Origin of the sequence: Sinorhizobium sp. B11, assembly GCA_039725955.1 — a bacterium.
Taxonomy (GTDB): Bacteria; Pseudomonadota; Alphaproteobacteria; order Rhizobiales; family Rhizobiaceae; genus Rhizobium.
Genome location: CP091034.1, coordinates 1,101,905 through 1,124,756, shown reverse-complemented (window position 1 = coordinate 1,124,756; position 22,852 = coordinate 1,101,905). Strand labels below are relative to the sequence as shown.

At 60.3% G+C, this 22,852-nt stretch carries 30 protein-coding genes; 11 read left to right on the top strand and 19 right to left on the bottom strand.

What is annotated here, in order from left to right; translation table 11 throughout:
• Window positions 1-14: 14 nt before the first annotated feature.
• From LVY75_15375 to LVY75_15360, 4 genes are all read right to left on the bottom strand, one after another.
• Window positions 15-440, bottom strand: coding sequence for a hypothetical protein (locus tag LVY75_15375; GenBank protein XAZ24585.1), 426 nt, complete (start codon window positions 438-440; stop codon window positions 15-17).
• A 120-nt stretch (window positions 441-560) separates the two neighbouring features.
• Entirely contained in the window at window positions 561-1,964 is a 1,404-nt protein-coding gene (locus LVY75_15370; GenBank protein ID XAZ24584.1) for a HAMP domain-containing histidine kinase, read from the bottom strand.
• Complete coding sequence (locus LVY75_15365) at window positions 1,954-2,625, bottom strand: response regulator transcription factor (GenBank protein XAZ24583.1); 672 nt, start codon at window positions 2,623-2,625, stop codon at window positions 1,954-1,956. The genes LVY75_15370 and LVY75_15365 overlap by 11 nt, the downstream gene beginning before the upstream one ends.
• A 53-nt stretch (window positions 2,626-2,678) precedes the next feature.
• Window positions 2,679-2,927 (bottom strand): hypothetical protein, encoded by a 249-nt coding sequence (locus tag LVY75_15360; protein ID XAZ24582.1) that lies wholly within the window; start codon window positions 2,925-2,927, stop codon window positions 2,679-2,681.
• A 285-nt stretch (window positions 2,928-3,212) separates the two neighbouring features.
• On the opposite strand from LVY75_15360, the gene LVY75_15355 reads away from it, so the two are divergent.
• Complete coding sequence (locus tag LVY75_15355) at window positions 3,213-4,427, top strand: MFS transporter (protein ID XAZ24581.1); 1,215 nt, start codon at window positions 3,213-3,215, stop codon at window positions 4,425-4,427.
• Window positions 4,428-4,587: 160 nt separating this feature from the next.
• Here the strand turns inward: LVY75_15355 and LVY75_15350 are convergent, their stop codons facing one another.
• The 4 genes from LVY75_15350 to LVY75_15335 form a co-directional block, all read right to left on the bottom strand.
• The gene (locus LVY75_15350) at window positions 4,588-4,776 is read right to left on the bottom strand and encodes a hypothetical protein (protein XAZ24580.1); all 189 of its coding nucleotides are present in this window, start codon (window positions 4,774-4,776) and stop codon (window positions 4,588-4,590) included.
• 209 nt (window positions 4,777-4,985) lie between these two features.
• Window positions 4,986-5,297, bottom strand: a complete 312-nt coding sequence (locus LVY75_15345) for a Dabb family protein (protein ID XAZ24579.1) — start codon at window positions 5,295-5,297, stop codon at window positions 4,986-4,988.
• Window positions 5,298-5,441: 144 nt separating this feature from the next.
• Entirely contained in the window at window positions 5,442-6,386 is a 945-nt protein-coding gene (locus tag LVY75_15340) for a YeeE/YedE family protein (GenBank protein XAZ24578.1), read from the bottom strand.
• Window positions 6,387-6,523: 137 nt separating this feature from the next.
• Window positions 6,524-7,051 (bottom strand): YkgB family protein, encoded by a 528-nt coding sequence (locus LVY75_15335; protein XAZ24577.1) that lies wholly within the window; start codon window positions 7,049-7,051, stop codon window positions 6,524-6,526.
• A gap of 352 nt (window positions 7,052-7,403) precedes the next feature.
• On the opposite strand from LVY75_15335, the gene LVY75_15330 reads away from it, so the two are divergent.
• On the top strand, window positions 7,404-7,886 hold the full coding sequence (locus tag LVY75_15330) for a TetR/AcrR family transcriptional regulator (protein XAZ24576.1): 483 nt from the start codon (window positions 7,404-7,406) through the stop codon (window positions 7,884-7,886).
• A 51-nt stretch (window positions 7,887-7,937) separates the two neighbouring features.
• Here LVY75_15330 and LVY75_15325 read toward each other — a convergent pair whose 3' ends face one another.
• The 7 genes from LVY75_15325 to LVY75_15295 form a co-directional block, all read right to left on the bottom strand.
• Window positions 7,938-9,164: an NADH:flavin oxidoreductase/NADH oxidase family protein gene (locus LVY75_15325; protein ID XAZ25728.1), complete on the bottom strand. Its 1,227-nt coding sequence runs from the start codon at window positions 9,162-9,164 to the stop codon at window positions 7,938-7,940.
• A 146-nt stretch (window positions 9,165-9,310) separates the two neighbouring features.
• A complete protein-coding gene (locus tag LVY75_15320) occupies window positions 9,311-9,949 on the bottom strand; it encodes a hypothetical protein (protein XAZ24575.1) in 639 nt (212 codons plus the stop codon).
• A 383-nt stretch (window positions 9,950-10,332) separates the two neighbouring features.
• Window positions 10,333-10,899, bottom strand: a complete 567-nt coding sequence (locus tag LVY75_15315) for a TetR/AcrR family transcriptional regulator (protein XAZ24574.1) — start codon at window positions 10,897-10,899, stop codon at window positions 10,333-10,335.
• 16 nt (window positions 10,900-10,915) lie between these two features.
• Window positions 10,916-11,377 (bottom strand): nuclear transport factor 2 family protein, encoded by a 462-nt coding sequence (locus tag LVY75_15310; GenBank protein ID XAZ24573.1) that lies wholly within the window; start codon window positions 11,375-11,377, stop codon window positions 10,916-10,918.
• Window positions 11,378-11,592: 215 nt separating this feature from the next.
• On the bottom strand, window positions 11,593-11,961 hold the full coding sequence (locus LVY75_15305; GenBank protein XAZ24572.1) for a DUF983 domain-containing protein: 369 nt from the start codon (window positions 11,959-11,961) through the stop codon (window positions 11,593-11,595).
• A 383-nt stretch (window positions 11,962-12,344) separates the two neighbouring features.
• Window positions 12,345-13,748, bottom strand: a complete 1,404-nt coding sequence (locus tag LVY75_15300) for a PLP-dependent aminotransferase family protein (GenBank protein ID XAZ24571.1) — start codon at window positions 13,746-13,748, stop codon at window positions 12,345-12,347.
• A gap of 106 nt (window positions 13,749-13,854) precedes the next feature.
• Window positions 13,855-15,285 (bottom strand): PLP-dependent aminotransferase family protein, encoded by a 1,431-nt coding sequence (locus LVY75_15295; GenBank protein ID XAZ24570.1) that lies wholly within the window; start codon window positions 15,283-15,285, stop codon window positions 13,855-13,857.
• A gap of 87 nt (window positions 15,286-15,372) precedes the next feature.
• On the opposite strand from LVY75_15295, the gene LVY75_15290 reads away from it, so the two are divergent.
• The 5 genes from LVY75_15290 to LVY75_15270 all read left to right on the top strand — a co-directional run bounded on the left by LVY75_15290 (window position 15,373) and on the right by LVY75_15270 (window position 18,567).
• On the top strand, window positions 15,373-16,236 hold the full coding sequence (locus tag LVY75_15290) for a DMT family transporter (GenBank protein XAZ24569.1): 864 nt from the start codon (window positions 15,373-15,375) through the stop codon (window positions 16,234-16,236).
• Between the two features lie 45 nt (window positions 16,237-16,281).
• Window positions 16,282-16,995 (top strand): class I SAM-dependent methyltransferase, encoded by a 714-nt coding sequence (locus LVY75_15285; GenBank protein XAZ24568.1) that lies wholly within the window; start codon window positions 16,282-16,284, stop codon window positions 16,993-16,995.
• Between the two features lie 83 nt (window positions 16,996-17,078).
• A complete protein-coding gene (locus LVY75_15280) occupies window positions 17,079-17,762 on the top strand; it encodes a glutathione S-transferase family protein (GenBank protein XAZ24567.1) in 684 nt (227 codons plus the stop codon).
• A complete protein-coding gene (locus LVY75_15275; protein XAZ24566.1) occupies window positions 17,762-18,106 on the top strand; it encodes a metalloregulator ArsR/SmtB family transcription factor in 345 nt (114 codons plus the stop codon). Before LVY75_15280 ends, LVY75_15275 begins: the two co-directional genes overlap by 1 nt.
• A complete protein-coding gene (locus tag LVY75_15270) occupies window positions 18,106-18,567 on the top strand; it encodes an SRPBCC domain-containing protein (protein XAZ24565.1) in 462 nt (153 codons plus the stop codon). Before LVY75_15275 ends, LVY75_15270 begins: the two co-directional genes overlap by 1 nt.
• On the opposite strand, the gene LVY75_15265 is transcribed toward LVY75_15270, so the two are convergent.
• On the bottom strand, window positions 18,554-19,174 hold the full coding sequence (locus tag LVY75_15265) for a CGNR zinc finger domain-containing protein (GenBank protein ID XAZ24564.1): 621 nt from the start codon (window positions 19,172-19,174) through the stop codon (window positions 18,554-18,556). The two genes, LVY75_15270 and LVY75_15265, sit on opposite strands and share 14 nt — an antisense overlap.
• 159 nt (window positions 19,175-19,333) lie before the next feature.
• Here LVY75_15265 and LVY75_15260 point away from each other — a divergent pair, with 159 nt between their 5' ends.
• The 4 genes from LVY75_15260 to LVY75_15245 are packed head-to-tail and all read left to right on the top strand — an operon-like array spanning window position 19,334 to window position 21,735.
• Complete coding sequence (locus LVY75_15260) at window positions 19,334-19,597, top strand: alpha/beta hydrolase (GenBank protein XAZ24563.1); 264 nt, start codon at window positions 19,334-19,336, stop codon at window positions 19,595-19,597.
• Window positions 19,579-20,043, top strand: a complete 465-nt coding sequence (locus LVY75_15255) for a hypothetical protein (GenBank protein XAZ24562.1) — start codon at window positions 19,579-19,581, stop codon at window positions 20,041-20,043. The genes LVY75_15260 and LVY75_15255 overlap by 19 nt, the downstream gene beginning before the upstream one ends.
• A gap of 56 nt (window positions 20,044-20,099) precedes the next feature.
• The gene (locus LVY75_15250; GenBank protein XAZ24561.1) at window positions 20,100-20,939 is read left to right on the top strand and encodes an alpha/beta hydrolase; all 840 of its coding nucleotides are present in this window, start codon (window positions 20,100-20,102) and stop codon (window positions 20,937-20,939) included.
• Between the two features lie 25 nt (window positions 20,940-20,964).
• Window positions 20,965-21,735: an SDR family oxidoreductase gene (locus LVY75_15245; GenBank protein XAZ24560.1), complete on the top strand. Its 771-nt coding sequence runs from the start codon at window positions 20,965-20,967 to the stop codon at window positions 21,733-21,735.
• 6 nt (window positions 21,736-21,741) lie between these two features.
• Here the strand turns inward: LVY75_15245 and LVY75_15240 are convergent, their stop codons facing one another.
• The 3 genes from LVY75_15240 to LVY75_15230 form a co-directional block, all read right to left on the bottom strand.
• Window positions 21,742-22,116 (bottom strand): VOC family protein, encoded by a 375-nt coding sequence (locus tag LVY75_15240; GenBank protein ID XAZ24559.1) that lies wholly within the window; start codon window positions 22,114-22,116, stop codon window positions 21,742-21,744.
• A 7-nt stretch (window positions 22,117-22,123) separates the two neighbouring features.
• On the bottom strand, window positions 22,124-22,300 hold the full coding sequence (locus tag LVY75_15235; GenBank protein ID XAZ24558.1) for a hypothetical protein: 177 nt from the start codon (window positions 22,298-22,300) through the stop codon (window positions 22,124-22,126).
• 112 nt (window positions 22,301-22,412) lie between these two features.
• Window positions 22,413-22,847: a DUF1801 domain-containing protein gene (locus LVY75_15230; protein ID XAZ24557.1), complete on the bottom strand. Its 435-nt coding sequence runs from the start codon at window positions 22,845-22,847 to the stop codon at window positions 22,413-22,415.
• Window positions 22,848-22,852 lie beyond the last annotated feature (5 nt).

Below are 22,852 nucleotides of genomic sequence, written 5' to 3'. Positions count from 1 at the left end.
GCGGGAAAAAGAGATCAACCGAGCGGCGACCAGGTGCCGTTTTCGTTGCGACAGGCGACACCGCGCGCCAGCGTATCCTTGCCGTCGGCAGTGACCGTATGGGTGTACTGGCGGCAGTTCTGCGAACCGACCTGATAGGGCGCTGCGGCCACGACGCTGCCATTGGCGTCTCGGCCGGTCCAGGTGACCGGCTGGCCGACGGCGGCTCCTTCCAGGGCGCGATATTCGGCTTCCAGCGCCCGCTGCTTGTCGCTGTCGCTGAGTTCCACACCGGTGCGGCCGACGATGCCACCCTGCAAAGCGGAAATGAAAGCAGCGGAAGCCGGGGGCTTGCCGCCGAAGAGACCGCGCGTTGTGGCGCCCTTCGTCGTCGTGCAGCCAGAGAGCGCAACGGCGACGAGAAGGGAAGAAACGATCATGCCTTGCGAACGTAGAGTCATTGCAATCGAACCACGATCAGGGGTGAAATAACAGCCGATCGAAGTGCAGAGTCCCCGTGTCAGCATTAAGGCAAAGCATGCTATACATTTGCCACTATCTTTGTGACATCAAGCAGTTGCTCATGCAACATCCTTTGTCACACCCGGCAGGATAAGCTTGGCCTTGAGCCCGCCCCACTCTCCGCGGGAGAGTTCCAGCCGACCCTGGTATTCATTGGAAATTTCCGTGACGATGGAGAGACCAAGGCCTGTTCCGGGCTTGCTCTCATCCAAGCGCCGGCCGCGTTTCAGTGCCTCGCGGATCTGGTCAGGCTCCAACCCCGGACCGTCATCCTCGACGGCAAGCTCCACCCAATGTTTGCGGGCGCTGGCTTCCGTTCCCTTCACGTCGTCACCGGCTTCGACTGCCGAGAGGCGCACCTTGCTCTTGGCGAAACGGGCGGCGTTTTCGAGGAGGTTGCCAACCGTCTCCTCGAGGTCCTGCTGTTCCATGGCGACGGCGAGATGCGGCGGCTGGACGATCAGCTCGAACTCGGTCTCGACATTCAGGCGACGCATGACACGCACCAGCCGTTCGAGCGCCGGTTCGGCATCGGTGCGCGCAAGCACGGATTCGCGTTGGGCGGCGATGCGCGCGCGGTTGAGATAGGTTTGCACCTGTCCCTGCATGGCCTCGGCCTGATTGCGCACGAGGTCGCCATGCGAGCGCTCCAGCACGCGCGCTTCATTGAGCAGCACGGCAATCGGCGTCTTCAGAGAATGGGCGAGATTGCCGACCTGCATGCGGGCCCGCTCGACAATGCGGCGGTTGCTGTCGATCAGCGCATTGACCTCATTGGCAAGCGGCAGGATTTCGCGCGGGAAATCACCCTTCAACTGCTCGCTTTCACCGGCGCGGATGCGCTCGAGAGCGGCGCGCGCCTTATCCAGCGGCTTGAGGCCGTAGAGAATGGCGAGAGCGTTGACGATGAGACTGCCGACGCCGAAGCCTGCCAGCGCAAGATAGAGACGATGGGAGAAATTGCGGACATCGTCTTCCACGACATCGACATTGCCTGTCACGCGGAAGCGTGCGGCGCGGCCATCGGTGTCGAGCACCACTTCGGTTTCGGCCACCTGTACCCTGTTCCCGGAAGCGTCCGTCACCTGGTAGTAGCGTTCATAGTTCTTGTCGAAGGGTGCTTCGACGACAGAGAGTACCGGGATCGTCGCAGACCCCAGCGAGGGCGAGACGAGTGGCGCGGTCGTATAGGTGCCGAGCGGCTCGACCACCCAGTACCAGCCTGTCTTCGGCTGGGCGAAACGCAGGTCGCCGAGCTGCGGACTGCCTGACAGCGCGCCCTGATCGCCGATCGTGACGGAATTGATGACGTTGTAGAGCTGCGCGCGCAGCAGGTCCTGAAAGCCGCGCTCCGCGCTGCGCCTGTAGAGCGTCGAGATCAACAGGCCGATCACCACCAGCGCCACTGTCGACCAGACCGTGGTCAGAAGCAGCACGCGTGCGGTGAGAGACTTAATTCGCATTGGTCGGCGCTTGGATGCGGTAACCGAGACCGCGCACCGTTTCGATCAGATCGACGCCCATCTTCTTGCGCAGGCGGCCGACGAAGACTTCGATCGTGTTGGAATCTCGGTCGAAATCCTGATCGTACATATGTTCGACCAGTTCCGTACGGGAGACCACCTCGCCCATGTGATGCATGAGATAGGCAAGCAGGCGATACTCATGCGAGGTAAGTTTCAGGGTGACGCCGTTGACGATCGCCTTGGAAGTCTTGGTGTCGAGGCGCACCGGGCCGCAGACGATTTCGGAGGAGGCATGGCCGGCCGCCCGGCGGATCAGCGCCCGGATGCGGGCCAGCACTTCCTCGACATGGAAGGGCTTGGTCACATAGTCGTCGGCGCCCGCGTCGATGCCGGCCACCTTGTCGCTCCAGCGGTCGCGGGCGGTCAGGATCAGCACCGGCGTCGTGCGGCCGGCGCCACGCCATTTTTCAAGGACAGTCACGCCATCCATCTCGGGCAATCCGATATCGAGGATGATCGCGTCATAAGGCTCGGTGTCGCCGAGAAAGTGGCCCTCCTCGCCGTCGAACGCCTGATCGACGACATATCCCGCCTCTTTGAGCGTGTCGCTCAGCTGCCGGTTCAGATTGACGTCGTCTTCGACTACCAGAATGCGCATCGCTTCGCCTTCTTCCGCTGCAAATCACTGGAACCTTGATAAGCCGATTCCGCTTACATCGGAACCTTTACCGTCACCTTGCGCGGACGCTGGCCGTTACCCTGAACGAGAACAGTTATGATGCAGCTATTGCCCACCGGCTGCACGGAGAGAAGCTGGCCGCCCGTCTCGTCCACGACCTGCTGGGCTGCGGCGCTGCAATCGCCCGCCACACGCAGGACAAGCGTGTGTGTATCGTCCGGTGAGGGCGCCGAAACCGCCAGGCCGGCGGCCAATGCTGCGACGCTCAGAGGAGAGGCCATGTGCTGTGCTTTCAATGTAATGCCAACTTGCCCAGACTATGTACTCAAGCGACCTGAATGGCAAATGAATGCACGGCTATGCAGGTTTTTTAGAACAATTCTCGACTATTGCGCGAAATATACCTGATTTCCGAATGATGGACGGAAACTGTCGTAATGTGCTCATACGCAACGAAAATTCCGGCATCGGTCGGACCGGTAGTGGATCTGCTCGATCGAGCCTTTCACCAGCAGGTTGAAGCTGCTATCGCTTGACGCGTCTTCATTCATTTCATTTCAAAATCGATGCAAAAATCATTTTCGCTCCGTACGGCGCAGACGGTTGGCGTGCTCGCCGTCACCCAGCTTATCAGCTGGGGAACCACCTTCGATATGCTCGGCGTCATGGGACGCGTCATCGCGCCGTCGCTGGGCCTTCCAAATGAGGCAATCTTCGCCGGCTTGACGATCATGATGATCATCAGCGCCTTCGCCGGTCCTGCCACCGGGCGCTGGCTCGGCCGCTATGGCGCGGCAAAGGTCCTGGCCGCCTCGTCGATCACCTTTGCGATCGGGTTGCTGCTGCTGGCCGCCACCACGAATGTCATCCTTTATGCCATTGCCTGGGTGGTGATCGGGTTCGGCGGCGCGCTCGGTCTCTCGGCGCCCTGCTACACCGCCGTCGTGGAGCGCGAGGGCGTGAACGGCAAGCGCGTCATCGCCATCCTCATGCTGTTCACCGGTCTTTCGGCCACCATTTTCTGGCCTATCCTGACATTGCTCAACGAAAACTTCGGCTGGCGCATCACCTTCGTCGTCAGCGCCGGCCTGCAATTCTTCATCTGCCTGCCGCTGCACCTCTTCGCCCTGCCGAAACCGGTCGCAAGCCATACACAGGGAGCCGCCGCCGAAATGCCACCGGTGGCGCTTTCGCCGGCCGACCGGCGCAAAGCCTTCCTGCTGATTGCCATCTCCACCACGCTCTGCACCTTCATCACCTTCGGCGTCTCGCCGTCTCTGCTCGAAATCTTCCGCCAGTCCGGCGCATCGCCGGCCCTTGCCCTGCAGCTTGGCTCGGCCCGCGGCGTGATCGGTATTTCGGCGCGTGCGCTCGACATGCTGCTCGGCAAGCGCGGCAATCCGATCCTGACATCGGTCATGGGCGTCAGCCTGATGCTGTTCAGCTTCCTGATGCTCTTCGTCGTGCCGCCGTCGGCGCCTCTGCTCATCACCTTCGTGCTGCTCTACGGTTTCGGCTCCGGCGTGCTGGCTGTGGCGCGTGCGCTGCTTCCGCTCGCCCTTTTTTCGGCCAGGGAATACGGGCTGCAGGCAGCCCGCCTGTCGATGCCGCAGAACCTCGCCAATGCGATCGCGCCCGTCATCTTCACCGCAGTTCTCGACCGCGCCGGCGCCGGTCCGACCTTGATCATCTGCGCAGTGCTTGCGGCCATCGCCCTGGTTTTCGTTTTGATGCTGATGGCACTGGTGCGTGGCGCAAGACCGAGCGTCCAGCCAGCCTGACCGACAGGAGAAGCCCATCCCATTTGCCGGCGGCCGGCTCGTCTTCCAAGGCCGGCCGTTTAAATCCGTTGATTATGATGTCCCCACAACCAGCGGAGAACCAGCGCCCTGCCCTCGGCGCAGGAAGCCCGGTCAGTCGGCGCCAAAGACTGCAAATCCGTTAAGCTTCTGAATCCTTTGCAGCTTTTTCCTCAATGGTTGATTCCGGCTCTTTACAGATTGATTCATCGGCAACCGGCGCGGCATCCAATTTCTCCCTATCCATTTGAATATGAATAAGAATTTTCAAAATGAGCCTTAAATGCGGTGTTTTGGGCGCTAAGTCATTGATCCTGTTTAAGTGATCCACTTGACCTCAAAACTTCGCGTAAAGAATTTCAAAATCAGAGGCAGCCTTTGCTGAAATCGAATTTAAAAAGAAGTTTTGGCCTTGGATGCATCACTTAAACAGAATCAATGACTTAGCCGATAAATCACGGCAAATATGCCGGAAGTTGAAAAATACTTATTCATTTTCAAGAGGATAGGCCTTTCGCCGAAGCGGCGCGGTCGCGATCGTCAATGCTGCAGGGGCGTAGTGACTGCCTTGCCACTATCGAAATCGGCCGCAGTCCTGGTATCGCGGAGCGGCTTTACCGTGCGTGTCGAGAGATCATAATCGGGATGCGACTTGTAGGCGGCGAGCGCTTCCTCACTCTCGAATTCGCCGTAGACGACAAAATCGACAGCATTGCCCCACTGGTCGGTCTTGACGTTTTCGCCAATCTCCAGCTTCAGCGCGTGCGGGATGCCCGTCAATATCGAGAGCCCCCTGCGTACTGCCTCGCGGTTTTCCTCCGGCACGGTGAAGAAGACGATATGGCGGATCACGCGAAACACTCCTGGGGCAATTCTCTGAGCCTGGGCTCTCTGGGCCGGCAACCGGGCGATAACACGCGCCGCCCGGGCCTTCAACCGGGCTACAATGTCGCGTCACTGACCAACAAAGCTTGAGCCGCACGGGCGAGCCTGATGTTACGACCAAGATCGCGCTGCCGAACCAAACCTAACGATCAGCGCGGCAAGCGCCGCTACCATAAGAAGGTAGGCGAGAAGGGCCTGCCACGCTCCCATCGGGAGGCCGACGAGTAGCAGGGTGTCGTTTCCACCAGGGATAAGGAGCGCCCCAAAGCCCATAAGCATCCCGCCCGTTATCCTTCGCGACACACTTCCCCTTGTCGGCCAGGTTAGCGAAAATCGATGTCCGCGAATTCTCGCCGAAACGAGACTGCCTCCGAACATGCAGACAAAAATGAGCGAACTCGTCACTGGGATCGAAAGCATCGATCCAATCGAGGTGGTGATCGAGAAGCGGGGGGCAAACTCTGACAAGGTGGCCGAAGTTATGCCGATCGTACCCATTGCTAGCGTCAGCCGCCGAAAGTTCGTCTCGGATTTGAAAGAGACACCCAGTCTTAGAAAGAGAAATACGGACAGAACCACGAGCAACGCTCCGAGCGCAAGCGGCGGTGCGGCGCTGATCGGCATCGGTGCCGGGTGGAACTCGAGCGCAAAGTCGAGGGAGAGGATGACCAGAATACCGAGGAACGTGAAGCCGAACTCCAGGTCCCCGTTGCCAAAGTGCCCGACCGATCCAAAGATGCAGGCACCGTTCACGTACACGCCGACGCCAAAGAGGATGGCTGCGCTGACCATATGAAGCAAAGGAGACCATCCAGCATGCATGGTCGGCAACGTATCGAGGGCAATATATCCGACGGCAGCCCACACCGCGCATTCGGCCAAAGCAAGAAGTCGTGCGGGTCGGCGCTCGGAAACCAACTCGGTCGTAGCGATGAAGGTGCAGATCGAACCGTAGTTCATCGCGAAGCCGAGTACGAAGCTCAGCGTACCGATAACGCTGAAACCCGCCCATGTCTCGAAACCTGCTGGCTCCGCACCGCCGGGCAATCCGTCCACAGCACCAATCCTCCGTTCAGAAAAGAAGATCGCGCTTCGCAGAATGGCACGAGTTTCGATTTCAGTGAACGGCGAAGGCCCCGATCCGAACTGGATCGGGGCGTTCGCACCAAAGGCTAACTGCCGGGCTCTCGGATCTAGGCTCTGGCGGACCGGACCGCGAGAAGGGAATCCATTGCAATCCAAAGGGATAGCGCTAGCAGCCCGACGTCCTTGAGCAGGAATTGTCCAGGAGCGACCGAAATGGCCGGGAACCCGAGCTCGGGAACAATCACGCCAGGGGTCGTCACCATGAAGCTGATGGTGGTGGCGAACAGTCCGGAAGACAGGACGCCTCCCAGTAGCGAGTAGACCGGGCTAATGAACCTTGCTGCTATCAGTGCGCCGATACTCAGTTCCAGGACGCCAAGAAAGCTCGAAAAACCTCGAACACTGAAGATCGCATACATCCAGCTTACAAGGGCGCTGTTACTGACCAGATCGACGAGTCCCTGCGCTTCGTAGGCTGTAAATTTCATGCCACCGAACCAGGCATAAATCACGGTGATCGAGACATAGAGGCCGGCGGTTGTCGCCGAACGGCCATAGGTATCCGCCAGATGCAAGATGCCGAAGGTGCTCCTGGACGCCGGCTGCTTGCCGAGACGATTGATAGCTTGGGTCATTTCCTTCTCCCATTGAATTGATCTCCAGAGGCTCCTCGCCTCCATAGAAATCGATACAAATCTGTATCGATAATAACGAAATACTACAGAACTGTATCGTTTAAAAATCACGAAAGCGCGATCGTCAACCGCCTTCGATAGTGAAGGCATGCGGGCTGCCTTGGCAGAAGTGGCGTCTAAAGGAATCTTCCTGCGCTTGCGCGTTGCCTTTGGTTGCTGGAATACCTAATTGTCGCTACAGATCAGTTCTGTTTGAGGAGTGACAATGCGGCGATCAGAGATCAGGGACCATCTTCTTGAAACGGCCCTCCGCCTGTTCAACCAGAAGGGCTATCAGGCAACGGGGGTCGATTTGATCATTGCGGAAAGCGGCGTCGCGAAAACAACCTTGTATCGGCACTTCGAGACGAAGGAGGATCTGATCGTTGCCGCGCTCGAGCGGCGCGACGAGGAGGACCGCCGTGAGATGCGGGAGTTTGTGGAAAAGCGTGCAAGTGATCCGGCAGAGCGGATTTTATTGACGTTCGACTTTCTGCAGCTCTGGTTCAAGGACAAGGACTTCAGGGGCTGCAGCTTCATGGCCGCTACCGGAGAACACAAGGACATCGTCGATCCCGTGTTTCGTGCCGCCAGCATGCACAAGCGCCTGACGCTCGCCTATTTCGAAGAACTTGCTCATGCCGCACGGTACCGTGATCCGAGACGTGTGGCGGACGAAATCAATATTCTTCATGAGGGAGCAACGGCCGTAGCCCAAGTGGTTCGCACAGCGGAGCCCGGCCGCCAGGCGAAACGGATGGCGGCGGCTATCCTCGCGACGATGGAACGCGATTAGTCAGAAACCAGTAATCGCTCCATCCGCCAGATAGGGCTGGCGTCGTCGGCTTCAGCTGCTTCCGGCTGCCTCGTTGGCAAAGTGAGTCAGCCAGACTTTTGTTCGTTGCTTGTCCCGTTCCGCATAGTCGCGGACGGCCTGTTCGAGGCCGCTGGAATCGGGTGGATCGTTGTCAGCACCGATCTCGGCAAGCCGCATCGTGTACCATGCGGTGATCCCACCCTCCGGAGCGTCTGAGAACCTGGGAAAGGACGGCTCCGATTTCTGGTCTTCTTTCCAAAGATTGGGAAGAGAAGGCTCAAGGACGAGCGCGCGCGCAAGACCGACAATGTCAATGGCACCGCATGTCACGGCGTCTTCAGCCTGCCCGCGGGTCTTGAAACCGCCTGTCAGCATAAGAGGCTTGGTTGTGACAGCGCGTGCGCGTTTCGCGAACTCGAGGAAGTAGGGTCCCCGGCCCGCCCTATCGGAGGCTGATTTTGCGCCAGGAAAGTAAGTCCCGCCGCTGATATCGATCAGGTCGATCGAAGATCGGTCCAGCGCCGCCACCACGTCGAGCGCGTCATCTTCGTCGAACCCTCCTTCCAGTTCGTCCGAAGAATTCAGTTTCACGGCGATCGGGAAAGCCGGCCCGACAGCGACCCGGGTGGCTTCGATAACTTCCAGCAGAATCCGCATACGATGGGCGATCTCCCCTCCGTATGCATCGCGCCGCCTGTTGAACAGCGGTGAAAGAAACTGGCTCAGTAGAAATCCATGTGCCGCGTGAATCTGCACACCGCCAAACCCGACCTGCTGCGCTAGCCGGGCTGTCGTTGCATATTGCGAGGGCAATCGGCCTAGTTCCTTCAATGTGATTTCCGCACAACGCAGGCCTTGGAGGTCGAAAGCACTCGGACCCCTCGGGCTGCTTGTCGGTGCATAGGCAAGGGCTCCAGCGTGGCCGAGTTGCAGCCAAAGCCCAGTGCCGTTTTTGCTGCCGTGCAGAGCAAGTTTCCGGAACGGTTCGAGGTCCGATGCTTCGTTGAGCACCAGGTTACCGGGGTTCTCGGCATAGCCGGAGGTAAGCTGGACCTCTCCGATTATGGATAGGGCCAATCCACCTTCGGCCCAGCGTTGATAGAGCCTCATCTGCGCAGCGGTCGGATGCCCAGTTCCGTCGCCCAGTGAATCCGACATCGCTGATTTTGCAATTCGATTACCAAGGGTCAAACCGCAAGGCAGCTGAAGCGGTTCAAACAGTGGCCCACGACCTTGCTCTAGAGCTCTCACGACCATTACCCTCGACATTCAATTTATCGCTGAAAACGGGCGGCAGGACAATGTCAGTTGCATCGTCGCGATAGTGTGTTGGCTAGCAGGTGCAAGTCGTCAGCCTACCAGCAGTTTCGACTCGCGAGGCTCGCCGACCTGAGGCGTTGAGATCAAGTCGATGAACCGCATTGCTCCATGCTGATCGCCGCGAGGAAGGTTTGCGCATAGTCGGCGAGCTTCTCGGCCCTGTCGGTGCCGTTGACGATGCGGCGCGCGTTGACCCAGTCTTCCCTTTCCTCGCTGAGGTGATCGCAAAGCCGGTGGCTGGTGAAGCTGCCGCGCAGCATGCCCTCGATCAGGATCGTCACAGCCGGCGCCATTTCCATGGCGCGATCGGGATGAGCGACGAGATCGATGCCGGTTACCTCGCTCATCGCCTCATAGTTTCTCTTGTGGGTGAGTTGCACCAGCCCGCGGCCGAGCCAGTACTTGCCGTCCTCATCCGCCCGCCAATAGGGCGACTTCACCCAGGAGAGCCGACCCGAAGCGAAGGCGGTCTCGAGAATTTCCACGGCGCGCGAATCGCTCGTCGCCAGCGTCTCGCGTACAGGCTGCATGGTGTAAGCAGTCTCATGAAATGCGGTCGCTAATATATAGGCCAGCCAGCGCCGATCAGCGGTAGCCAAATTCGCGTTCCAGTAGTCGAGTATCGCGTTCATGCCTTCGATCTGGGCCGGCGTGAGGCTGCCCTTGAACAGGCTGTGCTGCACAGTGTCGAAGAAGGATTGCCGATCGAGTGTGACGGTCATGATGCTTTTCTCCGAGGCCTGCTGTGGTTAATGTCCGCTTAATCGATTGAAATTTTTTTAATCGTTTCAAGTGTGACCGGGGTAGATTTACACGCTGTTTTTCTTGTGCGATGCCTCCATCCGCAAGCACACTCTTGCTGAGGAAGAGAGGGACACGATGCCGACCACCGCAGAAACTCCGACCAAGATCCCCCAGCACGTCGTCGACCAGATGGAAAACGAATGGCGCCAGGTACGCACGCAGCGCGAGAATCCGCGCCCGGTCCGTCTGCCCTCCCAGAACGACTCTTAAACACAATCCTGACGAGTGAGGATGTCCTGAACCCCTCACTCGCAGCCTTCTGCATTGGCGTCATCCGCGCTCCAGCCGCGGCGGCCACGGACTATTCCCCAAGTCTCGTCGCAGCCAGCCTGACGGCCAATCGACCAAGGGTCCTGCGGAACATATCCTTGTCATCCAGCGCCCGCGAGAGCACCAGCGCGCCCTGGATGCCCGAAACGGCTTCTTCGGACGCGGCAAGCGCGACATCCTCGGCGTAGCCGGCGCGGATCAGTGCCTGGCGCAGTGCCTCGATCCAGCGAACGAAATAATCTTTGATGACGGGCGAGAAGCGCTGCCGCGTTTCGTCCAGCGCAAAGGCACCGACGAGGCAAATGCGGCTGCCGGAGCGGAAATAGTCCATCACGTTGGCCCACATCGCATCGATCGCCGCCCCGGAATCGTCACCGCGCAACGGCTCGTAGATGGCGCGTTCGAACCAGCCGTCGACATCGGCAAGGACGGCCGCCGCCATCTCTTCTTTCCCGCCAGGAAAGAAGTGATAGAGGCTGCCCTTGCCGATGCCGGTGCGCTCGGTAATGCGGCTCAACGTCGTGCCCTCGTAGCCGAGCTCGCGGAAGATCTCTGCGAGCAGCGGCACGACATCGGCACGTTCATAAACGGTCTTCACAGTTCACCTCGAGGCCTCAAAGGCCGAGGTCGGAGAGGCCCGGATGGTCATCGGGCCGCCGGCCGAGCGGCCAGTGGAACTTGCGATCCGATTCCTTGATCGGCAGATCGTTGATGCAGGCGAAACGGCGCTGCATCAAGCCCTCCGCATCGAATTCCCAATTCTCATTGCCATAGGAGCGGAACCAGTTGCCGCTGTCATCATGCCATTCATAGGCAAAGCGCACGGCAATGCGATTATCGGTGAAAGCCCAGAGCTCCTTGATCAGCCGGTAATCCAGCTCCTTTGCCCACTTGCGTGTCAGGAAAGCAACGATCTCGGCACGGCCGGTCACGAATTCGGCGCGGTTCCGCCACTGGCTGTCTGGCGCGTAGACGAGCGAGACGCGCTGCGGATCGCGGCTGTTCCAGCCGTCTTCGGCAAGGCGAACCTTCTGGATTGCAGTTTCACGGGTGAAGGGAGGAAGCGGTGCAGGCATATCTGGTCTCCTTGATTAATCTGTACCTCTTGTTACTCATTGTACTGATCGGTACAGGAAATGCAACAGACTTGAATACCAGGCTCCTGCGGCATTTTGGCTTCGGAGAAATCCGGTGACGGCTGGGCAGCAAAAAAGGCCGCTCGCTTTCCGAACGGCCTTTCATTGTGAAGGGTCAGCATGCCTGACAGTAGCAAAATCTTGGCTGCCTGAGATCAGGCGAGCTTGCCCTCTTCGGCCTTATAGAAATACTGGCTTGCGACCAGCCATCCTTTCAGCGGTCTCAGCGGCGGAATACATGTAGCGAACATGAAGGGGCCGGTGACCAGCAACTGCACCCAAAGCGGTGCAGAGAAGGCAACTTCCAGCCACACACCGAGCAGCACGCTCGGCACGCAGGCAAAGCAGATGACGAAGAAGGCAGGCCCGTCAGCCGGATCGGCGAAGGAATAATCCAATCCGCAGACTTCGCACTCCTTCTGCAGCGTGAGGAAACCCTTGAACATATGCCCCTGTCCGCAGCGCGGGCAGCGGCCCCGGATGCCAGTCTGCATCGGAGGGAGAGGAGGATATTCGGCGTCCATGGCGATCTCGCTTTTCGACTTTGCGAGGCATCAGGAAATCCATTCAATGCCCCATAATGAATGCATACAATATAATTACATTGAAAGGGAATTGCCAGTCCATTAGTCAGAATGACGCAGAGATCTTTTGGGTTAGGCTCATGAGGCGCGAGGGCGTGGCGGGAAGATCCAATCATGAGCCGGACGAGATTGCGCGCTCGCCAAAAGCCCCTCCCCAACCCCTCCCCGCAAGGGGGAGGGCTAACTTGTGGCGCCCCTTCACTCCTTCCGAAACACCGAATAAGTGACAGCCGAGCGCGGCAGATTAAGCCCCTCCCCCTTGCGGGGAGGTTTGGGGCAGGGTCTTTATTGATTGAATTGAAGGCGTTAGACGGAGCAACGGCTCAGAAGAAAGACGCCGACATTTCCGGCGGGCCTTCCAGCGCATGGGCCATGAAGTCAAGCGCGCCCTTAAGCCTCTCGCGGCCGATCGGACCACCAAGGCAAACACGGACGGCTTCGGGTGCTGCACCTTCCACCGTGAAGGCGTCGCTCGCGACTACACCGATGTCTGAAGAGCGCATGTGGCTGCTGAAAGTGGATCGGGTCCAGCCATTGGTGAGCGGCAGCCAGATGTTGAAGCTGATCGGATCGGCTTTGTAGCTGCCCCCGGGGAGGATATTCGCCACCATCTGCTGGCGAGCACCTGCCTCGGCGCGAATGAAGCGCAGGATCGTGTCTGCCGTACCATCCTCGATCCAGCGCGTCGCGAGCGCAACTGATATCGGCGAGGCCATGACATTATTGGCGCGCATGGCGCTGACGAAGGGCCAGATCGCCTTGGTGTCCGGCGCCACCACATAGGCCAGCCGCAGGCCGGCGCCGATACATTTGGCGAGGCCGCCGATATGCCAGGTGAGATCAGGCGCGATTGCGGCCAGCGGCGGCGGGCCGTGCAGCGGGATGAAGCCATAGGCGTCATCCTCGACAACGGGCACGTGATATTTGCGGGCGACGGCAGCGATTTCCTCGCGACGCTTTTCCGGAATGGTCAGCGTCAGAGGGTTCTGCAAGGTTGGATTGAGATAAAGCGCCTTCGGCTTCAAGCGCTCGCAGGCTTCTGCAAAGGCATCGGGCAGGATGCCCTCTTCATCCATCGGCAGACCGGAAAGATTGAGGCGCAGCTGGGCGGCGATCGAGCGCATGCCGGGATAGGTGATGTTTTCCGACAGCACGGTTTCGCCGGGCTTTGCCAGAAGACCGAAGATCGCCAGCAGCGCCGGATGCGCGCCGGGTGTGACGAAGATGCGCTCCTGCGAAGGCAGTAGGCCGCGGCGTGCAAGCCAGGTGGCAGCCGCCTCCTTGTCCATGCCGGAACCACCAAATCCCTGATAGCGCAGCAGCGGAATAAGATTGGCGGCCACCGCCGACATGCCTTCGCGCATGCGTGTCAGCAGTTCCGGATCGTCAGGCTCGGGCGGCAGGTTCATCGAAAAATCGACCACGGATGTCCGGCGCGGATCCGGCGCAGCATCCGCAAAAAGGTCGCGCCGTTCCCTACCCTGCCCGCCCGTCACGAAGGTGCCGCGGCCGACATGCGAGTCCACCAGCCCACGCTTCTGCGCCTCCACGTAGCCGCGCGCAACAGTCGTGAAATCGATGTTGAGGCGCTTTGCGAGTTCGCGCTGCGGAGGGAGCCTGTCGCCCGCTGCCAGTGCGCCGCTTCGCAAATCCATCTCGATCAGATCGGCGACTGCCATGTAACGGGGGCTCGAAGAGCGGCTGAGGTCTGGATGCCAGTCTTTCATGTCGTAATCCGCAATGCGCATCCGGACTGATACGGCCGGCCGAAATTGACTGTATATTGTTGGGCGGCGATCCTGTCATCCTAAAACATCGGCATGCGACAGCGTATCACTCAGCGGACCGTTCCGCCTGCCTAAGCGCATCCCTAAGCACATCAAACACCCTGCTTTCCAGCGTCTGCGAGACATTGAACCGCATGAAGCCGGTGGCGGATTGCGACAGGCTGAAGGCGTTGCCCGGCGCGAGCACGACATTCCGGGCAAGTGCTGCGCGCGCGACTGCCGCAGCATCCAGACCATCCGGCAAATGGCACCAGAGGAACATGCCGGCCTGCGGCTCCAGCCAGGGGCGAATGCCCAAAGCTTTAAGCCGGGAGGACACCTCGAACATCGTCCTGGACAATCGGCTGCGCAGTCCGTCGGCATGTTTGCGATAGCTGCCGTCGCTGAGCACACCAAGCACCAGTTCGGCATTCAGCCGGGCGCCGCCGAAGGAGGTGGCGATCTTGAGGTCGATCAGGCCCTCGATCCATTCCGGCCGTGCGGCGATGAAGCCACAGCGGGCGGCGGCCGAGAGCGTCTTGGAGAAGCTGCCGATATGGATGACACGATCGAGGCCGTCGAAGGCGGCAAGGCGGGGTGCCGGCATCAGTTCGAAATCGGCGAAAATATCGTCCTCGATGATGGTGAGGCCGTGTTGTTCGGCAAGCTTCAGGAGCCGGTGCGCCGTAACCGGCGAGAGCGTGGCGCCTGTTGGATTGTGGATTGCAGAATTGGTGATGTAGAGGCGCGGCCGATGCTCGGTAAGCGCTGCGGCGAAGAGCTCGATATCGGGGCCGGAGGGCGTATAGGGAACGCTGACGACCTTGGCGCGGTGGGCTCTGAGCAGGGCATGGAAATTGAAATAGCAGGGATCGTCCACCAGCACGGTATCGCCGGGCTCGATCAGGAAACGGCAGAGAAAGTCGATCGCCTGCGTGCCGGATTCGGTGAGCATGACCTGGTCCGGCGATGCCTCGATGCCGCGCTCGGCCGCGCGGCGTGCGATCAGCTGCCGCAGCGGCTTGAGGCCAAGGGGCGCGCCGTAATCGGAGAGGCTTGCGGCATCGGCGCGCGACAGGGATCGAAGGGTTCGGCGGATCGCCTCTTCCGGGAGCCATGCGGGCGGCAGCCAGCCGCAGCCGGGTTTGAGGTCGCTTTCCTGCGCCTCCAGCGATTGCCGCGATACCCAGAAGGGATCGACGGCGCGGTCGAGCTTCGGGCCAATATCGGCGAGCGAGAGCGGAGCCGTCTGGCTCGCGACATAGAAGCCGGAGCCCGGGCGCGAGAGGATCGCGCCTTCGGCGACCAGCCGCTCATAGGCATCGACCACGGTCGAGGCCGAGACTTTCAAAGATCCCGAGAGACTGCGGATCGAGGGCAGCTTGGCGCCGGGTGTGAGGCTGCGGCCGGCGATGCGCTGGCGGATGGTCGCCATGACCATGCCGACCCGGCTGCCTGCCTGTATCTGCTCGTCCATCCGTACTGGTTCCTTCACCATAACAGTTTCAGAAAACTGTATCGAACTGTGGCTGGCAGCGCCAGTGCGGAAAGCGGATAAGCATGGGGCAAACAAAGGAGTGCCTACATGGATCGCACAGCGACCGGATGGATCAATGGTTTTATCGGCGTGCTCATCTTCAGCGGATCGCTGCCTGCCACACGCGTGGCCGTCATGCAGCTCGATCCGGTTTTTCTGACGGTGGCGCGAGCGGCGATTGCCGGCATCCTGGCGCTCTGCCTGCTGATCGTCTTTAGGGAAAAGCGTCCTTCGCGGCAGGATCTCATCTCGCTCGTCGTCATAGCGCTCGGCGTCGTCGTCGGCTTCCCGCTGCTGACGGCGCTGGCGCTGCAGCATGTGACCTCGGCGCATTCCATCGTCTTCATCGGCCTATTGCCGCTCGCAACCGCGATCTTCGGCGTCATCAGGGGCGGCGAGCGGCCGAAGCCGGCTTTCTGGCTCTTCTCGCTGCTCGGTAGCGCGCTTGTGGCCGGTTTTGCGCTGATGCAGGGGCTGACCGCCTCGCCTGTTGGCGATGCGCTGATGCTCGGCGCGATCATCGTTTGCGGGCTCGGTTATGCCGAGGGTGCGCGGCTGTCGCGCCGGCTTGGCGGCTGGCAGGTGATTTCCTGGGCTCTGGTGGTTTCGTTGCCTGTCATGATCATCGCGGCCATCGCCTACCGGCCGCCGAGCTTTGCCGAGATCCAGACGCCGGCCATGCTGGGCCTCGCCTATGTCTCGCTCTTCAGCATGCTGATCGGCTTCATCTTCTGGTACCGTGGCCTTGCGCAGGGCGGCATTGCCGCCGTTGGCCAATTGCAGCTGCTGCAGCCCTTCTTCGGCCTGGCGCTTGCCGCAACATTGCTGCGGGAAACGGTGAGCTGGTCCATGCTTGCGGTAACGGTCGCCGTCATTCTCTGCGTCGCCGGGGCGCGCAAGTTTGCGAAATAGGCCCACGAATTGACAGGCCAGAAATCATGTAATAATAAAAGTTACATGAAGAACGGCGATCATCCTGGCCACTCCACGTCTCACACGGCGGCATCTGCCTTCAGCGGCGATGCCGCCAAATCCTATCTCGAAGGTCCACCACGACAGGTTCCCGGCTTTTCAAGCCTGCACCGGATGGCGGCGATGCTGATGGCAGAGCGCATGCCTGACGATGGTCGCGTTCTTGTCCTCGGCGCCGGTGGCGGGCTGGAGCTTAAAGCCCTTGCCGAGGCACAGGCGGGCTGGACTTTCGACGGCGTCGACCCCTCCGCCGACATGCTGCAACTGGCGCAGCAGGTCGCCGGAGAACACGGCAACCGCATCGGTTTTCATCAGGGCAGCATCGATGTCGCGCCCGAGGGACCGTTCGATGCCGCTGTTTGCCTCCTGACGTTCCACCATATCCCGATCGAGCAACGGCTTGAAACACTTGTGCAGATTCGCCGTCGCCTGAAGTCCGGCGCGCCCTTTGTCATTGCGCATATGAGCTTTCTTCAGAGCGAGCCGGAGCGATCGATATGGATCGATCGGCATCTCGCCTTCGGCGCCATCGATGGAACGGACCCCGCCCGTGTCGAGAATGCGCGGAAGGCAATGCGTGAAAGGCTGCATATCCTCGCACCCGAGGAGGAGGAGACCATGTTGCGCGAGGCGGGCTTTTCGGGTGTCACGCTTTTCTACACCGCCTTCAGCTTCAGGGGATGGGTGGCTTACGCATAAAAACTTTCCGTTATTGGAAAGTATCTTGCCGTATCATCACGGCGACGCTATAGTTTCCTCAGTTGGAAACTATAGGTGGATTAATGACACTGACGCTTTATCTTCATCCCCTCGCCTCATTCTGCCACAAGGTGCTGATTGCCCTTTATGAAAATGGGACTGCGTTTGACGCGGAGATCGTCGACTTCGGCAATCCGGAGTCGGCCGCAGCGTTGCTCGACAAGTGGCCGGTCGGCAAGATTCCGATTCTGCATGATCGGGCAGCGGGGCGCACGATACCGGAAACGAGCATCATCATAGAATATCTGCAGGCCCATTATCCGGGGCCGGTGCGGCTTCTGCCCGATGATCCGGACGCGCAGATGCAGGTGCGGCTCTGGGACCGGTTCTACGATCTCTATGTCAGCGTGCCGATGCAGAAGGTCGTCACCGACAGGATCCGGCCGGCAGATGCTCATGATCCGCATGGCGTGGTGGAAGCGAGGGCCATGCTTGATCAGGCCTACAAGATGATTGACGTCCACATGCAGGAAAAGCTCTGGGCAACGGGAGATGATTTCACCATGGCCGACTGCGCGGCCTTGCCCGGATTGTTCTTCGCGTCCATCGTGCATCCGTTCACCGGGGAGCAGCAGGCGCTTTCCTCCTACCTGGAGCGTCTGTTACAACGTCCTTCCGTCAAACGCGTGCTGTCGGAAGCGCAACCCTATTTTTCGATGTTTCCCTATCGGGAGGCGATGCCCGCGCGGTATCTTGAGGCAATGTAATGGCAGAGCCGGCGCCAGCCGAATTCGACCGGATGTTTCAGGCGCTTGCCGATCCCTATCGGCGCAGCTTCATCGAGCAGCTTGCCAGGGGGCCGGCCTCCGTCACGGAACTGGCGGAGCCCGCCGATGTCGGTCTGCCGGCCGTGCTGAAACACCTGCGCATTCTCGAGGAAAGCGGCATCGTCATTTCGGAAAAGATCGGCCGCGTGCGCACCTATCGCATGCAGCAACAGGCCTTTGGCGCCATCAACAGGTGGCTCGAGCAGCGACAGGCCGAAATGCATGCCGCCTTCGACCGCCTTGCCCTGCTGATGGCGGAAACCCCTGAGGAAAAGGATCACTGATGGGTGTCACCGTCAATCATCGGACGTTCGTCATCGAGCGCGACCTGCCTGGTAGTGTCGGGCATGCCTTCCGCTTCTGGTCGGACCACCAGCTGAAGCGGCGCTGGACGGCGTGTCATCCCGACTGGCAGGTGATGGAGGATCATTTCGCCTTCGAGATCGGCGGGACCGAGCGCATGACATGGCGCATGCCAGATGGAACCGAGCAGGCGATGCGCGCCCACTATCTCGAAATTCACCCGCGCGAACGCATCGTCTATGCCTATACGATGCTGACGGCAGGCAGGAGCATCTCCTCGTCACTGGTCACGGTGGAATTTACCGGACGCGGCCCCACCACACTGATGACCTTTACCGAGCAGGCCGTCTTCGGAGACTCCCAAGACGGCGACATCAGAGAAAGCGGCACGGGTATCGGCTTCGATCGGCTTATCGAAGAAATGAAGGCTAGGCCTGCCTGATCCGGTCGCGGTGTGCGGCCTGCTTGGCGCGGTTGCCGCACATTGCCATGCTGCACCAGCGCCGGCGATGACCGCGTGTATGGTCGGCAAACAAGAGAGTGCAGACCGGCCCCTCGCAGGCTTTCACATTGGAAAAATCCTCGGAGCAGACAAAGCGCCCGAGCGCCTCGCCGACCGGTAACAGCAATGCATCTGGCGAGCGCCATTTGCGCATCGGCTGGAACTCGAAAACCTCGCCTTCGTCCGTCTGGCGCGCCACGACGCGGCTGAAACCCTCGTCACGTTCGAGCAGGCGGTTCAGCGGTTCCAGCTCGGCCAAAGCCTGGGGCTTCAACGGCTTTCCCTTGTGCTCGCGGACAAAAGTCCGGAACCATTCGCGCAGATTGCGCGCCTGATCGGCGACCTTGTCGAGTTCCCCCGGCAATGCCTGGGCGCGCAGGCTTTCAAGCGTCTCGTGCGGGGCGAGCTTTGCCTGCTCCAGCCAGCGCAGCAGGCCCTCGCCGTCTTCCATCCAATCAACAGGCGTGTCGACAGGCGTCGCCACCGAATTCAGGAAATCCAGTGCCAGCGCGTCACCCAGAAACAGGGCGGGAGAGTGGTTATCCATGACAAGTCCTATTTCGGCTGCAGACCGCAACTGTACGGCAGCCCGTTTGAAAACGTGACCCTTATGTAACCTGTCAAAAGCCTGTTGACAAGTTACGCCTCCACAAGATAACCGTTCTATGTCGCTTTAAACGGTTACTCTGAAAAAGGGAGAAAGCAGATGCCGTCGCAATCGACTGATCAGCAGGCTATGCATATCGTGCTCGTCCATGGCGCCTGGGCTGACGGCTCCGGCTGGGCCAAGATCATCGCGCCGCTTGCCGCCGACGGTTTTGCGGTGACGGCCGCACCGCTGCCGCTGACCTCCTATGCCGATGACGTCAAAGCCCTTGCGCAGGCGCTGGACCGTTTGGACGGGCCGGTGGTTCCGCCGGCCATGCCTATGCCGGAGCGGTTATCGCCGGCGTGCAGAACGAGAATGTGAAGGCACTGGTCTATGTTGCTGCTCTCGCCCCTGATGAGGGAGAAACGGTTGCCGATGTCTTCTATCGCACTGAGCTCGATCCGCGAGCGCCGCAGCTTGCGCCCGATGAAAACGGCCTGATCTATTATCCGCGTGAAGCCTTTGCCGCGGCCTATGCGCCGAATGCCACGGATGAAGAACTGGCAGTACTTGCTGCCGTGCAACGGCCGATTTCACCTGCCTGCATTACGGTGCCGGTCGGGCGACCGCTCTGGAAGGATCGCCCCTCCTGGTTCCTGGTCGCCGAAGACGACCGGATGATCGCGGTCGCCAACCAGCGCTTCATGGCCGAGCGCATGCAGGCGATGCAGCGGCCTTTCGCTGTCGATCATACGCCGATGGTCACGGCACCGGACACGGTGCTGCAGGTCATCCGCGAGGCGGCGGCAACAGTGGCCGAAGCCTGAACGGCCGACATATCTGCGAACATATCACCATTCATCTCACTGAAGGAAACATGACGATGACCAAGATCAGCTATCGCAACACCACCGTCGACGGCATCAAGATTGCCTATCGTGAGGCCGGTCCCAAAGGTGCGCCGAAGCTCCTGCTGCTGCATGGCTTCCCGACCTCGGGCCACATGTTCCGCGATCTGATCCCGCTGCTTGCCGATCGCTATCACATCATCGCGCCCGACCTTCCGGGCTTCGGCCAGTCGGACGATCCCGCGGTCAACAGCTTCGACAGCATTGCAGACACGATCGACCGCTTCACCGAGATTGTCGGCTTCGATCGGTACGCCGTCTATGTCTTCGACTATGGCGCGCCAACCGGTTTCCGCCTGGCGGTGAAGCATCCGGAGCGGATCGCGGGCATCATTTCGCAGAATGGCAACGCCTATGTCGATGGCCTCAGCGATGCGTGGAACCCGGTGCAGGCCTATTGGCAGGATGCAAGTGCAGAAAACCGGGCCGTGCTGAAGGCGTTTCTGGGTCCGGAGACGACGATCTGGCAGTATACGCATGGCGTTGCCGATCCGACCACGGTTTCGCCCGACGGTTATTCGCTCGACAATTTCTATCTCTCGCGTCCGGGTGCTGAAGATGTGCAGCTCGATCTCATGGGCGACTACAAGAGTAACGTGGCACTCTACCCAACCTTCCAGAACTACTTCCGCACCCACAAGCCGCGCTTTCTCGCGGTCTGGGGCAAGAACGACCCCTTCTTCCTTCCGCCGGGCGCAGAAGCCTTCGCCCGCGATATTCCTGATGCCGTGATCAAATTCTTCGACACTGGCCACTTCGCGCTCGAAACGCATTCGGACGAGATTGCCGCTGCGATCCGCGACTTCCTCGGTTGATAGGCCTGCAAAAAGGAGGGATATCATGTCCGACAGAGTAGCCATCATTACCGGCGCCAGCCAGGGCATCGGCCAGGCAACGGCCATCCGGCTTGCAAAGGATTTTTCCGCGCTGGTGCTCGTTGCCCGCAACAAGGCCAATCTCGCCGAGACCGCCAAGGCTGTCGAGGCGGCGGGCGCAAAAACGCTGGTCATCGATGCCGACCTTGCGGAACCGGCGGCGGCACAGGCTATCGTCGACAAGACGCTTGCCGCTTTCGGGCGGATCGATGCGCTGCTCAGCATTGCAGGCGCCGTGCCGCAGATCGACGTGTTCGAGATGACGGACCGGCAATGGGATGACGGCATGGCGCTGAAGCTGCATGGCGCTCGGCGGCTGACCATCGCCGCCTGGCCGGCGCTGAAGGAAACCAAAGGTTCCGTCGTGCTGATGTCCGGCAATTCGGCGGTCTTTCCGAAGGCGGCCTATGCCGCCGTCGGCACGATCAATGCGGCGATATCTGCGCTCGCCAAGGCTTTCTCCGATCGTGGCATCGAGGATGGCGTGCAAGTCAACAGCGTGCTGCCCGGGCCGGTCATGACCGGGCGCCGCCGCAGCTATCTGGAGCACTGGGCGCCGTTGCACAACATGACGGCGGAAGAGGCGACGGCCAGGTTTCCGAAGGAAGCCGGCATTGCCCGCTACGGCGAGCCGGAAGAGATCGCCGAACTCATGGCCTTCCTCGTCTCGCCGGCTGCGCACTGGATGACCGGCACGACGCTGCGCATGGATGGCGGCGAGGTGAAGTCGGTCTGACGTGAACTAGTCGGGGGTGACACAGAAATTGTTGCCTTCGGGATCGTTCAGCACGGTGTAATCGGCCGTTTCGCGCACGAAAGTCGCGCCCAGGGATAGCAGGCGCGCGACTTCCTTTTTCCGGTCGTCGACAGCGATATCGAGATGAACGCGGTTGCGAGCCGGACGCTCTCCCTTGCGAAGATGGAAGCAAAGGCGCGTACCAGGCCCTTCGACCATCACCACCGGATCGGTCTCGGGTGTCAGGCCGAGTGCTGCCAGACGCGCGATTTCATCGTCGTCGTAGGGCAGCACCGCATAACCATCGAGCGCTTCGGCCCAGAAGCGGGCGACGCGGGAGGGCACATCGCAATCGATGACGATTTCCTTCAGCCGTCCCATGGGTCTCTCAGGAATTGCCGGAGCGGCGACGGACGGCACGCTCGGCGACCGCACCGCCCGCGACGGGCAGCAGTGCGAAAAGAGCCAGTTGTGGCGTTCCTGTCAGCGTCAAAAGGCTGGACAGGAAAATCGCGATGAGCATTCCGGCCAGTGCGCCCAGCAGATAGGGAAGGTAACCCTTCAAGAGAGCCTCCGTCTTATCGGGTTTTAACGAAACCAGCTCGCAAGGTTCCACATAGACCACTCCGCGGTATCGGCAATGACCAGTCAGGCCGGACTGCCTTTCGCCTGCAAAACTAGGCGCTCGTTTTCTTCGACGCTGGTTTGCGCGCGGTGTTCAGCGCCACCGCGGCCTGCACCAGCGCCGTCAGGGCTGCCTCGTCGATTTTCTCGCCTTCGTGAATATCGATCGCGCGGCGCGTATTGCCTTCAAGGCTGGAATTGAAGAGCTTGGACGGATCCTCCACCGAAGCCCCCTTGGCAAAAGTCAGCTTGACGACGGTCTTGTAGGTTTCGCCGGTGCAGATGATGCCGGCATGTTCCCAGACCGGAACGCCGCGCCATTTCCAGGTCTCCTCGACCTCGGGATCGGCCGTGCGGATGATCGCCCGGACGCGAGCGAGCGTTTCGCCCCGCCAGTCGCTCAACTCCTCGATCTTGGCATCGATACGTTCGGAGGGAGACACTTCTTTCAGGTCCGTTTCTTTTTTCGTGGTCGCCGCTTTCTTCATGGTCT

Coding starts and splice junctions, on each gene's coding strand:
- LVY75_15355 (XAZ24581.1), top strand. CDS start 3,213: ATGCAAAAATCATTTTCGCTCCGTACGGCGCAGACGGTTGGCGTGCTC.
- LVY75_15300 (XAZ24571.1), bottom strand. CDS start 13,748: ATGAAAGACTGGCATCCAGACCTCAGCCGCTCTTCGAGCCCCCGTTAC.
- LVY75_15360 (XAZ24582.1), bottom strand. CDS start 2,927: ATGGCCTCTCCTCTGAGCGTCGCAGCATTGGCCGCCGGCCTGGCGGTT.
- LVY75_15335 (XAZ24577.1), bottom strand. CDS start 7,051: ATGACCCAAGCTATCAATCGTCTCGGCAAGCAGCCGGCGTCCAGGAGC.
- LVY75_15310 (XAZ24573.1), bottom strand. CDS start 11,377: ATGCCTGCACCGCTTCCTCCCTTCACCCGTGAAACTGCAATCCAGAAG.
- LVY75_15250 (XAZ24561.1), top strand. CDS start 20,100: ATGACCAAGATCAGCTATCGCAACACCACCGTCGACGGCATCAAGATT.
- LVY75_15260 (XAZ24563.1), top strand. CDS start 19,334: ATGCCGTCGCAATCGACTGATCAGCAGGCTATGCATATCGTGCTCGTC.
- LVY75_15230 (XAZ24557.1), bottom strand. CDS start 22,847: ATGAAGAAAGCGGCGACCACGAAAAAAGAAACGGACCTGAAAGAAGTG.
- LVY75_15280 (XAZ24567.1), top strand. CDS start 17,079: ATGACACTGACGCTTTATCTTCATCCCCTCGCCTCATTCTGCCACAAG.
- LVY75_15265 (XAZ24564.1), bottom strand. CDS start 19,174: ATGGATAACCACTCTCCCGCCCTGTTTCTGGGTGACGCGCTGGCACTG.
- LVY75_15245 (XAZ24560.1), top strand. CDS start 20,965: ATGTCCGACAGAGTAGCCATCATTACCGGCGCCAGCCAGGGCATCGGC.
- LVY75_15365 (XAZ24583.1), bottom strand. CDS start 2,625: ATGCGCATTCTGGTAGTCGAAGACGACGTCAATCTGAACCGGCAGCTG.
- LVY75_15270 (XAZ24565.1), top strand. CDS start 18,106: ATGGGTGTCACCGTCAATCATCGGACGTTCGTCATCGAGCGCGACCTG.
- LVY75_15325 (XAZ25728.1), bottom strand. CDS start 9,164: ATGGTCGTGAGAGCTCTAGAGCAAGGTCGTGGGCCACTGTTTGAACCG.
- LVY75_15370 (XAZ24584.1), bottom strand. CDS start 1,964: ATGCGAATTAAGTCTCTCACCGCACGCGTGCTGCTTCTGACCACGGTC.
- LVY75_15295 (XAZ24570.1), bottom strand. CDS start 15,285: ATGGTGAAGGAACCAGTACGGATGGACGAGCAGATACAGGCAGGCAGC.
- LVY75_15240 (XAZ24559.1), bottom strand. CDS start 22,116: ATGGGACGGCTGAAGGAAATCGTCATCGATTGCGATGTGCCCTCCCGC.
- LVY75_15290 (XAZ24569.1), top strand. CDS start 15,373: ATGGATCGCACAGCGACCGGATGGATCAATGGTTTTATCGGCGTGCTC.
- LVY75_15275 (XAZ24566.1), top strand. CDS start 17,762: ATGGCAGAGCCGGCGCCAGCCGAATTCGACCGGATGTTTCAGGCGCTT.
- LVY75_15285 (XAZ24568.1), top strand. CDS start 16,282: ATGAAGAACGGCGATCATCCTGGCCACTCCACGTCTCACACGGCGGCA.
- LVY75_15305 (XAZ24572.1), bottom strand. CDS start 11,961: ATGGACGCCGAATATCCTCCTCTCCCTCCGATGCAGACTGGCATCCGG.
- LVY75_15320 (XAZ24575.1), bottom strand. CDS start 9,949: ATGACCGTCACACTCGATCGGCAATCCTTCTTCGACACTGTGCAGCAC.
- LVY75_15375 (XAZ24585.1), bottom strand. CDS start 440: ATGACTCTACGTTCGCAAGGCATGATCGTTTCTTCCCTTCTCGTCGCC.